The sequence below is a fragment of the Nonomuraea roseola genome (genome assembly GCF_039535395.1).
In the GTDB taxonomy this organism is placed as follows: domain Bacteria; phylum Actinomycetota; class Actinomycetes; order Streptosporangiales; family Streptosporangiaceae; genus Nonomuraea; species Nonomuraea roseola.
The window spans coordinates 72,912-86,635 of the sequence record NZ_BAAAXC010000005.1 but is presented as its reverse complement, the minus strand read 5'-3'; the positions used below and the strand labels follow the sequence as shown (position 1 = coordinate 86,635).

The 13,724-nt window shown below is 72.3% G+C and carries 11 protein-coding genes; 4 read left to right on the top strand and 7 right to left on the bottom strand.

The genetic code is table 11. The annotated features are described in order from the left end of the window. Positions 1-3: 3 nt before the first annotated feature. Both ABFX55_RS02380 and ABFX55_RS02375 read right to left on the bottom strand, forming a co-directional pair. On the bottom strand, positions 4-1,224 hold the full coding sequence (locus tag ABFX55_RS02380; protein ID WP_346117141.1) for a methyltransferase domain-containing protein: 1,221 nt from the start codon (positions 1,222-1,224) through the stop codon (positions 4-6). A gap of 10 nt (positions 1,225-1,234) precedes the next feature. Next, positions 1,235-1,831 carry a DUF1707 SHOCT-like domain-containing protein gene (locus ABFX55_RS02375; protein WP_346117140.1) on the bottom strand — a complete coding sequence of 199 codons (597 nt, stop codon included), beginning with the start codon at positions 1,829-1,831 and terminating at the stop codon, positions 1,235-1,237. A 160-nt stretch (positions 1,832-1,991) separates the two neighbouring features. On the opposite strand from ABFX55_RS02375, the gene ABFX55_RS02370 reads away from it, so the two are divergent. Beyond that, positions 1,992-3,347, top strand: coding sequence for an NDP-hexose 2,3-dehydratase family protein (locus ABFX55_RS02370; RefSeq protein WP_346118281.1), 1,356 nt, complete (start codon positions 1,992-1,994; stop codon positions 3,345-3,347). On the opposite strand, the gene ABFX55_RS02365 is transcribed toward ABFX55_RS02370, so the two are convergent. After that, complete coding sequence (locus ABFX55_RS02365; RefSeq protein WP_346117139.1) at positions 3,328-4,167, bottom strand: TIGR03621 family F420-dependent LLM class oxidoreductase; 840 nt, start codon at positions 4,165-4,167, stop codon at positions 3,328-3,330. The genes ABFX55_RS02370 and ABFX55_RS02365 overlap by 20 nt on opposite strands. Continuing rightward, entirely contained in the window at positions 4,164-4,862 is a 699-nt protein-coding gene (locus ABFX55_RS02360; protein ID WP_346117137.1) for a 4'-phosphopantetheinyl transferase family protein, read from the bottom strand. The genes ABFX55_RS02365 and ABFX55_RS02360 overlap by 4 nt, the downstream gene beginning before the upstream one ends. Before the next feature lie 278 nt (positions 4,863-5,140). On the opposite strand from ABFX55_RS02360, the gene ABFX55_RS02355 reads away from it, so the two are divergent. Continuing rightward, entirely contained in the window at positions 5,141-6,103 is a 963-nt protein-coding gene (locus ABFX55_RS02355) for an aldo/keto reductase (protein WP_346117135.1), read from the top strand. On the opposite strand, the gene ABFX55_RS02350 is transcribed toward ABFX55_RS02355, so the two are convergent. The 3 genes from ABFX55_RS02350 to ABFX55_RS02340 all read right to left on the bottom strand — a co-directional run bounded on the left by ABFX55_RS02350 (position 6,079) and on the right by ABFX55_RS02340 (position 8,806). Then, positions 6,079-6,747 (bottom strand): response regulator transcription factor, encoded by a 669-nt coding sequence (locus ABFX55_RS02350; RefSeq protein ID WP_346117134.1) that lies wholly within the window; start codon positions 6,745-6,747, stop codon positions 6,079-6,081. The genes ABFX55_RS02355 and ABFX55_RS02350 overlap by 25 nt on opposite strands. Further along, positions 6,737-7,582 (bottom strand): sensor histidine kinase, encoded by an 846-nt coding sequence (locus tag ABFX55_RS02345; protein WP_346117132.1) that lies wholly within the window; start codon positions 7,580-7,582, stop codon positions 6,737-6,739. The genes ABFX55_RS02350 and ABFX55_RS02345 overlap by 11 nt, the downstream gene beginning before the upstream one ends. Before the next feature lie 321 nt (positions 7,583-7,903). Then, positions 7,904-8,806, bottom strand: a complete 903-nt coding sequence (locus ABFX55_RS02340) for a UbiA family prenyltransferase (RefSeq protein ID WP_346117130.1) — start codon at positions 8,804-8,806, stop codon at positions 7,904-7,906. A gap of 283 nt (positions 8,807-9,089) precedes the next feature. On the opposite strand from ABFX55_RS02340, the gene ABFX55_RS02335 reads away from it, so the two are divergent. Together ABFX55_RS02335 and ABFX55_RS02330 are read left to right on the top strand one after the other, a co-directional pair. Beyond that, a complete protein-coding gene (locus ABFX55_RS02335) occupies positions 9,090-10,838 on the top strand; it encodes a 2-isopropylmalate synthase (protein WP_346117129.1) in 1,749 nt (582 codons plus the stop codon). Between the two features lie 131 nt (positions 10,839-10,969). Continuing rightward, the gene (locus ABFX55_RS02330; RefSeq protein ID WP_346117127.1) at positions 10,970-13,681 is read left to right on the top strand and encodes an AAA family ATPase; all 2,712 of its coding nucleotides are present in this window, start codon (positions 10,970-10,972) and stop codon (positions 13,679-13,681) included. Positions 13,682-13,724: the final 43 nt, after the last annotated feature.

The window sequence follows — 13,724 nt, the reverse complement described above, 5'->3', positions numbered from 1 at the left end:
GGGTCAGCCCCGCACCAGGTGGACGTCGGGGACGTACAGGATCCACGTGCCTCCCGCGTCGCGGAACGCCGTCTCCTTGGCCATGATCTCCTCTGCGTGGTTCCACGCGAACAGCAGCGCGTAGTCCGGGTAAGGGGCCGCGAACGCCTCAGGGCCGCGGACCGGGATGTGCGAGCCGGGCGTGAGTCTGCCCTGCTTGGCAGGGGTGCTGTCGCAGATGCGCGAGACGAGGCCGGGGCCGATGCCGCAGTAGTTGAGCACCGTGGCGCTCTTGGCCGTCGCGCCGTAGCCGTACACCATGGCCCCTCGCGCGCGCAGGCCGGTGAGCAGGTCCACGAGGCGGTCGCGGATGCCTTCCACCCGGCCCGCGAAGTCCCTCAGCGTCTGCGGGCCGGCCAGGGCGCCGGCCTCCTCGGCGGCCAGGAGCTCGCCCACCGCCGGGCTCGGCGTCCTGGCGCCGCGCCTGGCCAGCGTGTAGCGGACCTCTCCGCCGTGCACGGGCAGCCGCTCCACGTCCACCAGCTCGAACCCGTGGCGGCGGGCCAGCTCCCGCACGGAGGTGGCGGAGAAGAGGTAGAAGTGCTCGTCGTAGATCTGGTCGAAGGAGGCGCGCTCCAGGATGTCGCCCAGGTAGGGGTCCTCGAAGACGAAGACGCCGCCGGGCCGCAGCAGCGTGGCGACGCCCTTCATGATCGAGTCCAGATAGGGGATGTGGCACAGCGTGTTGGCGGCGTAGACGACGTCGGCGGGCCCGTCGAAGGCCAGGATGCTCGCCGCGGTGGCGGCCTCGAAGAAGTCCTTGCGCACCCGCACGCCCCTGGCCGCGGCCAGGTCGGCCACCCCACCCGACGGCTCGACGCCGAGGTGCCTGACGCCGGCGGCGGCGATCGTCGCCAGCATGGTGCCGTCGTTGCACCCCAGCTCGACGATGAACGGGTCGGGCCCGGCCAGCTCGGTGGCGAGCAACCGCCCGGCCAGCGAGCGGAAGTGCTCGCGCATCACCGCCGAGCCCGACGACAGGTACGGGTATCCCTCGTGGAACATGCGCTCCCTGGGCACTTCCTGCAGGAGCTGCACCATCGCGCAGCTCTCGCACACCCCCACGGCCAGATCGAAGAAGAACTCCTCGCCCGTGTCGCCGGGCAGGACGAAGGCGTCGGAGACCGGCTGACGGCCGAAGTCGGCGAAACGGTGGAGACGGCCCGAACAGATCCGGCACGCCATGCGATCCTCCTCAGGTAGTGGCCCTGCGGTACCTCACCCAGACGTCGCCGGTCTGGACGTAGCCGGTGAGCCGCACGGTGACGCCGTCGGGCGCGAGCGGGACCGGCGGGCGGTTGTACACGGCGCCCATCCATCGCCGGACGACCTCCTCGTCGCGGACCACCCAGCCGCGCGGCACCACCACGACGATGTCGCCGAACCAGGAGGTGATCTCGATGTCGAGCAGGACCTCCCGGTGCGGGCAGTCGGCCGAAGTGAAGTCGATCCGCACCTTGCCCCACCGGCCTGCCTTGGCGCTCAGGTACGGGGGCACGCTCCAGCGGCCCACCTGGCCGACCCTGCCGCTGGTGGTGTGCAGCAGCAGCGTGTCACCGCCCACCGGGACGGGCAGCGGCGCGGCGCGTGTGGGCTCGGACAGCGCTCCGGGCCCCGGCAGGTCGGCCACGACCTCGTCCAGCTCGCCCAGCGTGCGGGCCGTGTAGGTGCGGTCGACGCGCTCGTTGAACTCCTCCAGGGTGATGCGCCCCTCGCCGACGGCCACGCGGAGCACCTCGGCGACCCTGTCGCGGTCGTGGTCACTGGCCCGCACTTCCCGGTGATCGGTCATGGCGTCCACCCTAGAAGAGTAGGAATGCCGCGGCCCAGAGCAGAACCCCTATCCTCCCGGCCCGCGCGGGACAGGGGTCGGGCGCGGGAGCAGGGGTTGAGCGGCTCCGGCGGCCCGTGGCAGCGTCGCCGGTGACGGACCGCGCTGTAAGGAGCTTGCCATCACCGACGTACAGGAGTGGCTGCGCGAGATGGCCGGGCACACGTTCATGAGCGTGACCCGGCTGCCCCTGGAGGAGTTGGCCGGCTGGCACGAGGACCCGGAGACGGGCAACATCCACCACCGCAGCGGCCGGTTCTTCACTGTCGAGGGTCTCGACGTGCGCCGGCCAGGATGGGCGGTGGAGGCCTGGACCCAGCCGATCATCAACCAGCCCGAGGCGGGCATCCTCGGCATCCTGCTCAAGCGCGTCGGCGGCGTGCCGCACCTGCTGATGCAGGCCAAGAACGAGCCGGGCAACGTCGACGGGCCGCAGCTCTCCCCCACCGTGCAGGCGACCAGGAGCAACTACACGGGGGTGCACAGGGGACGGCCGGTGCCGTACCTGGACTTCTTCAGGGAGCCGCGCGGGCGGGTGCTGGCCGACGTGCGCCAGTCGGAGCAGGGCGCCTGGTTCTATCGCAAGCGCAACCGCAACATGGTCGTGGAGGTCGGCGAGGAGGTGGCGGCGGCCGAGGGGTTCCGGTGGCTGCCGCTGCACGGGGTGCGGGACCTGCTGTCGGTGCCCGATCTGGTCAACATGGACGCCCGGACGGTGCTGGCGTGCCTGCCGCTTCAGGACGGGGCGGTGGGCGGCGACGAGTTCGGCGCCATGCTGGCGCGCTCGCGCGACCCGCGCGCGGACGCCGCGCACGGCGTGCACGAGATCCTGAGCTGGCTCAGCGGCGTCCGCTCCACGGTGGACATCCAGGCCAGGCCGCTGCCGCTCAACCGGCTGCGCCGCTGGCACCGCTCCGGCGGCCGGATCTCTCACGAGAGCGGCAGGTTCTTCGACGTCGTCGGCGTGCGGGTGGAGGCGCACGGCCGCGAGGTGAACCGGTGGACGCAGCCGATGATCGAGCCGGTGGGCACAGGGCTCGTCGCCTTCCTGGTCAGGCCGATCCGCGGGGTGCTGCACGCGCTGGTGCACGCCCGCGTCGAGCCCGGCTACACCGACGTGGTGGAGCTGGCCCCGACCGTGCAGTGCACGCCGGGCAACTACGACCACCTGCCGGCGCCGGCTCGGCCGGCGCTGCTCGCGCAGGTGCTGGACGCCCCGCCGGAGCGGATTCGCTTCGACACCGTCCTGTCGGAGGAGGGCGGCCGCTTCTACCACGCGCGCAACCGCTACCTCGTCGTCGAGACGGACGAGGATCCGCTGCCCGGCCATCCGGCCTTCCGCTGGCTCGCCCTGCACCAGCTCGACGCGCTGCTGCGGCACAGCTACTACCTGAACGTGCAGGCGCGCAGCCTGAACGCCTGCCTGCACAGCCTGGCGGGCGCGCTCGACCGGCCCGTCAGCGGAGGTGTTCGATGACCTTCCCGAAGTCCTCCATGGCGGAGTCCATCACGGTGAAGTACGTGAACCCGTACCGTTCGCGATCCCTGCGGATCTGCTCGGCGATCTGCACGGGGGTGCCCGCGAAGATCGTCGGCACCTCCAGGAGCTGCTCCGTGGTGAGGTCGGGGGCGTAGCGGCGCAGGCTCCGCACCCCCGCACGGCGGTCGCGCGTCAGTACAGTTGCCTTGGACAGCACGTTGAGCTCCGGCTGCGAGGACCGTGCGCCGGCCGCCGCGCGCACGTGCGCGACGCGCCCGAGCAGCGTGCCCGCGTCGACGAGCGCGGTCCTGCCGTACTCCGGGCGGAACGGCGCGCCGGTGAAACTGACGATCTCGGCGTTGCGGGCGGCGAGGCTCAGCACCCGGTCGCCGTGCCCGCCGATCATGAGAGGTGGCCGCCTGTGCTCCAGGAGGCGGTCGAGCTCGGCGACGAGCCTTTCCAGCGTGCTGGTACGGGTTCCCGCGCCGAAGGGCAGCCCTGCCGCCTCGAACTCGGCCCGCACGTAGCCGGTGCCGAGCCCCAGCTCCAGGCGTCCGTCCATGAGCCGGTTGAGGGTGGCGACGTCCCTGGCGAGCAGGGCAGGCCGGTGGAAGGCGGCGTTGAGCACGTAGGTGCCGATCAGCGCCCGCTCGGTGACCTCCGCGGCCAGCAGCGCGGTGGGGAACGGCGCGAGCAGGTTCAGGTGGTCGGGCACGGCGATCACGTCGTAGCCGAGCGCCTCGGCGCGCCGGCACCTGGCTGCCCACTCGTTCCTGGAGCAGTCCTCGGCGATGAGCACGACGCCGAACCTGGTCATCTGAGGTTTCCTTCCGGCTGGCGGGCGGGCGGGACGGCGTGCGGGGCCGCCACCGCGGCGACGGCGGTGACGATCAGGCCTGCGCCGGTTCGCCATCGACCGCTGAAGCCGGTCAGCGGCCTGCCCATCCAGCGCGGCCCCGGCACGAGCAGTTCGGCCCTGAACGTGCCGCGCTCAGGATCGACGCTGACCACCGCGTCCTGGAAGTCGAGCCAGCGCCCGGCCAGGGGGAACCATGCCTTGTAGACCGACTCCTTGGCGCTGAACAGGAGCCGGTCCCAGCTCGTGCGGGGATACAGGGCGGCCAGCCCGAGCAGCATCTCGCGCTCGCGGGGAAGGGAGACGACCTCCAGCACTCCGGGGGGCAGCGGGGCGTCGGGCTCGGCGTCGATCCCGACGGCGCCCGGCTGCACGCTGACGGCGGCGGCGCGGTAGCCGGCGCAGTGGGTGATGCTGCCGATGACGCCAGGGGGCCAGAGCGGCTCGCCGTAAGGGCCGCTCAGGATCGGGACGGGGGCGACGCCGAGCCGGCGCATGGCCCGGTGGGCGCAGTCGCGGGCGGTGGTGAACTCCGCGCGCCGCTTGCCGGCCACCAGGCGCACCAGCGCGGCCTCCTCGGGGAAGAGGACGACATCGGACGGGTCGGTGAAGGTGTCGAAAGCCTTGACCGTCACGGGCAGGATCTCCTCGATCACCTAAACCTCCTCGCACCCCGCATAACCGGCACATTAGCCACCGTCCACGACCCCCGAAAGGAAGCGCAATCATCTTTATGGGTGTCATCGGTATATCAGGGGTACGGATAGGGGTTCCGGCGTGGCCGCGTACACGGGTGGCCCCCTATCATGCGCAGGGGGCCGCCGGGGGTTAACGACCGAATCCCGTTATTTGTGAAGTGGGGGCTTGCCCTGGGATTTGGCGCTCCTTTTCACTGGAGAGGCGCACCGGAAATCGGCGGAATGAAAGGGGATTCGTGCGGTACACGAGGCTCGGCCCGTCGGGGCCGGTTATCTCCAGTGTCGGGCTCGGGTCGCTCGCCCTGACGGGCGTCTACGGGCATGCCGGAGCCGCCGACGCAGACCGGCTGATCCGGTCGGCGCTCGACGCTGGTGTGACCCTGCTCGACACGGCCGGCTTCTACGCAGGGGGCCAGGTGGAGAGCCTGATCGGCAGGGCCGTCGCCGGGCGCGAGGAGGTGGTGGTGGCCACGCGCGGCGGGGTGCGCCGCCACGGCCCACGGGGGACGGAGGAGTTCGACGGGCGGCCCGGCTCGCTGGATCGGGACTGCGACGCCTCGCTCCGGCGCCTGCGCACCGGCCGCATCGACCTGTTCTATCTGGACTGCCAGGACGAGCGCCTGGCCGTCGAGCCGAGCGTGGCGCGCCTTTCGGAGCTGGTGGCGGCAGGGAAGATCGGCCACCTGGGGCTGACCGGCGGCACGCCTCAGCAGGTGCGCAGGGCGCACGCGGTGCACCCGATCACGGCGCTCGCCGTGGAGTACTCCCTGTGGGGCCGCCGGCCCGCGCCCGGCCTGCTGGCCACGGTGCGCGAGCTGGGCATCGCCGTGGTCGCCGCCCGCCCACTGGGCCGGGGGTTCCTCACCGGCCGGGTGGGTCCGCACCCCGGCTTCGAGCCCGGCGACTGGCGGCACGCCGATCCCCGTTTCGGTCCGGCGGAGCGGAACTCGGGCGCGCCCCGGCTGAAGGCGCTGGAGGCCATGGCCGCACGGCTCGACGTGGGCGCAGGGCGGCTCGCGCTGAGCTGGCTCCTGGCCCAGGACGACGGCGTCGTGCCAGTCCCGAGCACGCGTGACCCGGTCCACCTGGAGATGAACCTCGCCGCCTCGTCGGTCGAACTGCCGGCCGAGACCCGCGAGGCGCTGTCCGAGCTCTTCCCCGCCTGCCCCGCGGGTCAGTCCTCGCCGCCCCTGCTCTGAGGCGGGATCAGCGAGGCGGCCAGAGCCTTGTTGACGGCGTCGATCCTGGAGGCGGCGTTGAGCTTGACGAAGATGTTGCGCATGTGGCGCTTGACCGTCGCCTCCGCCAGCCCGAGGCGTCGAGCGATCTGGTTGTTGCTCAGCGCCTGCGCCGCCAGCTGCAGCACCTCCAGCTCCTTGTCCGACAGCACTCCCGCCGAGGGCGCCTCCACCCGGGCCAGGCTGCTGCGGGAGACGGCGAGCACCAGGCGGGAGGGCTCCTCGTGGACGCTGCGCACCGCTGAGATCAGCTCGTGCCGGTGCACGCTCTTGAGCAGGTAGCCGCGGATGCCCGCGGACAGCAGCCGGGTGAGCAGGTGGGGCCCGTCGTACATGCTGAGGATGATGATCCCGCTGTGTGGTGAGAGCTCGCGGATGCGGCCGACGGTCTCGGTGACCTCGTCGCCTGGGATCTCCACGTCGAGCAGCACCACGTCCGGCCGGGTCTCGGCCACCACGCGCACGGCGGTGGCGGAGTCGCCGGCCTCGCCTGCCACGCTGATGCCGCCTGCCGACTCCAGGATCTCCCGCAAACCCTCCCTGAACAGGGCGTGATCGTCCACGAGGACCACGGAGATCTCGGCGCTGGTCGTCCTACTGTTCACCGGCCCGCCTCTTGAGGGGGACGAAGAGCTCGACCAGGCACCCGCTCCCGGGCTCGCTGGAGATGAGCACCCGGCCGCCCAGCAGCTCGGCCCGCTCGCGCATGGACGTGAGGCCCACGCCGCCGCGCTCGCGCGCCCGCGAGGGGTCGAAGCCGCGCCCGTTGTCCTGGATGGACGCCGACAGCTCGTGCGGCGCGATGTCCACCCGGACCAGGACGATCTTCGGCCGGCCGTGGCCGAGCGCGTTGCGCACGGCCTCGCGGACGATGAGGAACGCCTCGTCGAGCACGCGCGGCCTGGCCCACGACTCGTCGCCGCTCACCTCCAGCCTGACGGAGCCCACGTCGTCCTCAACGGTCTCGAGGAACCCGATCAGGGACTTCTCCAGGCTCTTGACGGGGACCTGCGGGTGCAGCTCGGAGGTGATCTGCCGGAGGTTCTCCATGGTCTCCTGAATGGCCTGCTGGGCGAGGCTGATCTTGGCGCCGGCGCGGGCGGCGTCGACGGGCCGGTAGACCTCGGACAGCGCGAGCTGCTGGTGGGCGACGCTGACGCCGTGCCCGATGCGATCGTGCAGTTCGCGGGCGATGCGGCGGCGCTCGTCCTCCTGCGCCTCGTGGACCTGGTTGAGCAGGAAGCTGTGGTAGCCGTCGGCGGACTCCCTGACCCGCTGGGACAGGCTCTCCTCCAGGCCGCCGATGGCCAGCGCGATGACGTCGGCGGGAGATTCGTACGCGGCCGCGATCCGGCGGGTCAGATGGCGCAGCGCCGAGCGAAAGAAAAGTGAGCCCGCCTCAAGTGAAGACTTGGGATGCACCCCTCCGGCCGCACGCACGTTTCCCAGCTCTCGTGCCTGGAATTGATAGAGCTCACCTATCTGTACCTTTCCAGCGCGTAGCGTAGCGGTGACGTCGTCCAGCACGTGGCGGGCGGTGCGCAGTGCCTGCTCACGAGCGCTCTGATCTGCGAAGACGGCGTTTCCGGCGGACTGCAGGGCCGATTCGAATTCGTTGAGGATTTCATCACGACACGATTCGACTAATTCCGCAGGGTCCCCCGTGGCCCCGTGTGCGGCCTCCAATGTCCCCCCTCCGCCGTCGAGCGTTTAGCGTTCCCCAAACTATCGCGCGACCAGGAGACGCATGCAACATTTCGGTCAGATCCAGGACAAAAACGCGGTCAGATGAAGGAGATGTTGCGTCCCCATGAACGCCCCATACGGACGGCGGGTCCGGCGGCGGTCCTCGCCCCCGGGTCGCGGGGCCGCCAGCAGTCCCGCGACCGCCACCGCGACGACCCCCACGGCAAGGACCAGCACGACGCCCCCCAGCCGCACCCGCAGCAGCGAGACCGCCACGCCGAACCCCGCCAGGAGCACGACCGCCGCGCCCACCATGACCTGCCGCGACATCCGCTCCCCGAGCCGCACGCCGAGCGTGCGCCGGCCGGCCGCCGCGTCCCCCGCGATGTCGGACAGATCCTTGGCGGGCACGCCGACGAACACCATCCAGCAGATGGCCACGCCCGCGAACAACACGAGCGCGGTCGGCGCGGCCACGCCCCCGCCCGCCGTCGCGACGGTGAAGCCCGCCAGATAGGACAGCATGCCCGACAGGCACAGCACCGCCACCGTGCCGCCCGAACTGGCCTTCAGCGGCAATGGCGGCCCTGAGTACAGGTAGCCCAGCACCAGGTTGGCCGCGACGATCCAGAACATCGGCGCCGGCAGGCCCGACGTCGCGACGAGCGCCAGACAGCCCGCGCCGGCGGCCACGGCGGCGGCCACCCGCGCGTCCAGGTCGCCCCTTGCGATGGGCCTGCCGGAACCGTTGATCCGGTCCTCCATGACGTCGGTGACGCCGTTGTAGAGGTAGACCGCGAAGATGGACAGCACCCAGGCGACCGCCCCCTGGGAGATCTGCGGGAGGGAGGCGGCGGCTGTGGCGGCGGGCAGTGCGAGCGCGACGCCGGTCAGGTAGCGCATGGCCGAGATGGCCAGCACCATGGGACGAGCCTCGGCGACGCAGAAGGCGAGGGCGCGCGGGGGGAAGGCTGCCATGACTCGCATTGTGATCGCGGGCGGCGCCACTGATAAGGAGCGATCCGAAGGTTGTAGCGGGCCCTGCTCCTTTCGATACGCGGCAGGCTTCCACGGGTTATTCCCGCCGAACTCCTGATGCCCGTATTGCTCGGCCGCCGGAGCCCCTATAACGTCCGGCCATAACACCGGTACATGAACGCGGGGTGGGGATCCTCCACCTTAGAAACGTCGCTGCGGATTTCCAACCCCTGTTCCGAGCACTTCAGGAAAACGAGGGTCACCCACGAAAGGAAAATCCACCATGCAGGGTGCCGGACGTTACACCGCATTCACGCCCCTCGATCTGCCCGATCGCACCTGGCCGGGCAGGCGCATCCATTCGGCTCCCCGGTGGCTCTCCACCGACCTGCGGGACGGCAACCAGTCGCTGCCCCGCCCGATGTCCCCCGAACGCAAGCTCATGATGTTCGACCTGCTGGTGAACACGGGCTTCAAGGAGATCGAGGTCGGTTTCCCCGTCGCCAGCCAGGACGACCACGACTTCGTCCGGCTGCTCATCGAACGGGACCTCATCCCCGACGACGTGCGCATCACCGTGCTCACCCAGGCCCGCGAGGAGCTCGTCAGGGCCACCGTGGACTGCCTCAGGGGCGCGTCCCGCGCGATGATCCACATCTACAACGCCACGTCGCCGCTCTTCAGGGAGTTGGTGTTCGGCCTCGACCGCGCCGGCTGCCGCGACATGGCGGTGCGGGCCACGCAGGTGATGATGGACCGTGCGGAGCACGTGCTCGGCGGCTGCGACCTGAGCTACCAGTACTCCCCTGAGCTGTTCAACGAGACCGAGCCGGACTTCGCCCTGGAGGTGTGCGAGGCGGTCATGGACGTCTGGCAGCCGGAGGCGGGCCGGGGGATCATCCTCAACTTCCCGACCACCGTCGAGCGGTCGCTGCCCAACGTCTTCGCCGACCAGATCGAGTGGCTCGACCGCCATCTGTCCCGCCGCGAGCACGTGTGCCTGTCCGTCCACCCGCACAACGACCGCGGGACCGGAGTCGCCGCGGCCGAGCTGGCCCTCCTGGCCGGAGCCGAGCGGATCGAGGGCTGCCTGTTCGGCAACGGCGAGCGGGCCGGCAACGTCTGCCTGGTGACGCTCTGCATGAACCTGTTCGTGCACGGCATCGACCCGGGCATCGACCTGTCCGACATCAACGCCGTCCGGCGCACCGTGGAGGAGTGCAACCAGATGCCCGTCCACCCGCGGCATCCGTACGCGGGCGACCTGGTGTACACCGCCTTCTCGGGATCGCACCAGGACGCGATCAAGAAGGGGTTCGACGAGCGCGAGCGGCTCGCTGCCCGTGCCGGGGTGCCGGTCGGCGAGCTCCCGTGGCGGACGCCGTACCTGCCGGTGGACCCCAAGGACGTGGGGCGGACCTACGAGGCGGTCGTGCGGGTCAACAGTCAGTCCGGCAAGGGCGGGGTCGCGTACGTGATGAGCGCCTGGCACGGGCTCGACCTGCCCCGCGGTCTCCAGGCCGACCTGGCGGCCCGGGTACAGGCGCAGGCCGACGCGGAAGGCGGCGAGCTGTCCCCGAGCCGGATCGGCGAGCTGTTCCGCAAGGAGTACGTGTACCACGGCGCGCCGGGCGAGCCCGGGGGCGAGCCGGTCACCGTCACGCTCTGGGTCGACGGCGCCTGCGCCCTCGAAGGGCAGCGCGACCTCCGCGCGGCGCTCGGCCCGTGGGGGATCGACGTGCGCGCCGTGCACAGGACCGCTCCCCCGCTGGACGAGCCGGCGATGACGCCGGAACGCGCCGCCCTCCCCCGTCGCTCCCCGCGCGACGTCGTGGTCTATGCGGAATGCACCACAGGCGGACCTGGCGGGACCGGGACGGAGGGAGTCGCGTGGGGCGTGGGCATCGGCGCCGACGCGGTCGCGGCCGCGTTCTCCGCCGTACGCGCCGGAAGCGCCCGGCTGGCGGGCCACACGCGGCTGCGGCCGTCCCGCCCCCTGCCCGAGCCGCGCCGCCTGGCGGCGGCGGGCTGACGTCCGGGAGGAGACCGAGATGACCCGCGTCACCAGAAGGAGGCCGCGGCCGAACCGCCGCCCCGGCCCTGACCCCGACCTGCGCACTCCATCAGGTCGACCGCTCCCCTACTGAACGAAGGAGGGCCGTCATGGCCGAGGACGTCCAGCGGCACGAGATGGCCACGCTGCGGGAACTCCTGAACGAGGCGGTGGCGGGCAGGGGCCGCGTCGCGATGGTGACCGGCACGATCGCCACCGGTAAGAGCGCGCTCCTGTACGGCCTCGCCGAGCACACCTTCGACCATGGCGCCCTCCCGCTCACCGCCACCGGCTCGCGCGCCGAGAGCGCGCTTCCGCTCGGCGTGCTGTCGCAGCTCGTGCTCGGCGCGCCGATGACCGAGCGGAACCGCGCCACCGCCATCGGTCTGCTCCGCGAAGGGGCCAGCGGGCACCTGCCGACCGGCCAGGCGGGCGTGCCCGCCGGCGAGCAGGTGGACGTGCTGATCGTGGACGCGCTCTGCACCGTGCTGCTGGAGCTGTCGGAGCGGTGCCCGCTGCTCATCGTCGTGGACGACCTGCACCACGCCGACCCCGCCTCGCAGCAGTGCCTGTCGCACCTGGCGCGGCGGATCGCGTACGCCAAGGTCATGCTGGTCTTCAGCGTGCCGGACCCGCACGCCCTCGGCAGCCTGTACGCGGAGATGCTGCGGCAACCGCACTGCCGCGCGGTCCGCCTCGGGCACCTGTCCCCTGGAGAGGTGACGCGGCTGGCCTCCGGAGACACCGGCGCCGCGCCGGCGCGCTGGCATGCGCTGACCGGCGGCAACCGGCTGCTGGTGGACGCGCTCCTCGAGGATCACAGGGCGGGGGACGGCAGGGGCGAGCGGTACGCCGAGGCCGTGCTCGCCTGCCTGCACCGCGCGGGGGACGGCACGTCCCGGGTGGCTCGGGCGCTGGCCGTGCTCGGCGAGGCAGGGCCGGTCTCCCGGCTGCTCGGCCAGAACGACACGGCCACCGCCAAGGCGATCCAGGAGCTGACCCGTGCCGGGCTGCTGGACGGCGGCAGGTTCCGCGACGAGGCCGCCAGGTCCGCCGTGCTGGCCGGGCTGGACGAGCATGAGCGCGTCGAGCTGTATCGCCGGGCCGCCGAGCTGACCTACCGCGACGGCGCGCCTGCCCCGGTGGTGGCCGGGCACCTGCTGCGGGCAGGGCACGCGAGCGAGCCGTGGGCGCTGCCGATCCTGGAGGAGGCCGCGGCGCGGGCCTTGCGGGACGACGGCGTGGAGTCCGCGATCGAGTACCTCATGCTGGCCCTGCGCTCCTGCCCGGACGAGCGGCGGCGCGCCAGGATCGCCACCACTCTGGTGCGGGCCAAGTGGCGGATCGACCCCGGCACCCCCGCCGGGCATCTGGCCGACCTGACCGAGGCGCTGCGACAGGGCCACCTGACGGGCGGCGACGCCGTGGTGCTGGCCAAGGCGCTGCTGTGGCACGGCCACGCCGAGGACGCCAGGGACGTCCTCGGTCACCTGAGGAAGCTGGACGAGCTGGACCGGGACGCGGTGGCGGAGCTGGCCGTGGCGCACGCCTGGTTCCGCAGCAGCTGCCCCTCGTTCCTGCAGCACCTGCCCGAGCTGACCGACGAGCAGACGGGCGGCGCCGCCCACTCCCTCAGCGCGGACCGCCGGACGGAGTCGGCGGACGCGCTGGTGCGCGCGCTGACGCAGGGCCCGCTCCCGGAGACGGCGGTGACGGCCGAGCGCATCCTGCGCGGCTCGCGGCTGGACGAGATGTCGATGGACACGGTGGAGAGCGCGCTGCTGGCCCTGACGTACACAGGCAGGGCCGACCTGGCCGCGCCCTGGTGCGACTCCTTCATCGCCGAGGCGGCCTCGCGCAGGGCCCCGAGCCGGCAGGCCCGCCTGTCGGCCATCCGCGCCGAGATCGGCCTGCGCAGGGGCGACCCCGCCGCGGCGGCGGCCGACGCCCGGCGCGCTCTGGAGCTCATCCCGCCGGACAGCTGGGGGGTCGCCGTCGGCGGGCCGCTGGGCAGCCTGCTGCTGGCCGGCGCGGCGATGGGCCGGCACGAGGAGTTCCTGCCGCCGGCCACCCGGCCGGTGCCGGAGGCCATGCTCGAGACCAGGTTCGGGCTGCAGTACCTGTACGGCAAGGGCCGCTTCCATCTGGCGGCCGGTCAGGCCCGGCAGGCGCTGCGCGATCTGCGGCTGTGCGGCGAGCTCATGGGCGCGTGGGAGCTCGACAGCGCCGAGTTCATCGCCTGGCGGCTGGACGCGGCTCAGGCCCTGATCGCCCTCGGCGAGGCGGAGGAGGCACGCCTGCTCGTGGAGGAGCAGCTGGCGCGCTCCGGCGGGTCCAGGCGGGTGCAGGGCATGGCGCTGCGCGTGCTGGCCGCCACCGCCGAGAAGCGCCACCGCGTGATGCTGCTGCGCCAGTCGGCCGAGCTGCTGCAGGACGGCGGCGACAAGTACGAGCTGGCCAGGTCGCTGACCGGCCTCACCGAGGCGTACCACGAGGTCGGCGAGTTCCGCAGGGCCGCGGTGCTGAGCCGCCGGGCCCGCGCCCTGGCCCAGGAGTGCCAGGCCGGCGTGCTGAGCCGGGCGCTGCCGGACGGCGGTGACGGCGCGTGGGTGGGCGAGGACCCCGGCGCGCGGCCGGTGCTCAGCGACGCCGAGCGGCGGGTGGCTGCGCTGGCGGCCGACGGCTACTCCAACCGGGAGATCGCCGCCAAGCTGTTCATCACGGTGAGCACGGTGGAGCAGCACCTGACCCGCGTCTACCGCAAGCTCAGCGTGACGCGCCGCGCCGACCTGCCCGAAAGCCTGACCGGGGAGCGGCGCTGACCCGGGCGGGTCGTACCCGCCCCGGCCGGGAGGGGGCTCTGAC

Coding starts and splice junctions, on each gene's coding strand:
- ABFX55_RS02380 (WP_346117141.1), bottom strand. CDS start 1,224: ATGGCGTGCCGGATCTGTTCGGGCCGTCTCCACCGTTTCGCCGACTTC.
- ABFX55_RS02335 (WP_346117129.1), top strand. CDS start 9,090: ATGCAGGGTGCCGGACGTTACACCGCATTCACGCCCCTCGATCTGCCC.
- ABFX55_RS02340 (WP_346117130.1), bottom strand. CDS start 8,806: ATGGCAGCCTTCCCCCCGCGCGCCCTCGCCTTCTGCGTCGCCGAGGCT.
- ABFX55_RS02365 (WP_346117139.1), bottom strand. CDS start 4,167: ATGACCAGGTTCGGCGTCGTGCTCATCGCCGAGGACTGCTCCAGGAAC.
- ABFX55_RS02375 (WP_346117140.1), bottom strand. CDS start 1,831: ATGACCGATCACCGGGAAGTGCGGGCCAGTGACCACGACCGCGACAGG.
- ABFX55_RS02330 (WP_346117127.1), top strand. CDS start 10,970: ATGGCCGAGGACGTCCAGCGGCACGAGATGGCCACGCTGCGGGAACTC.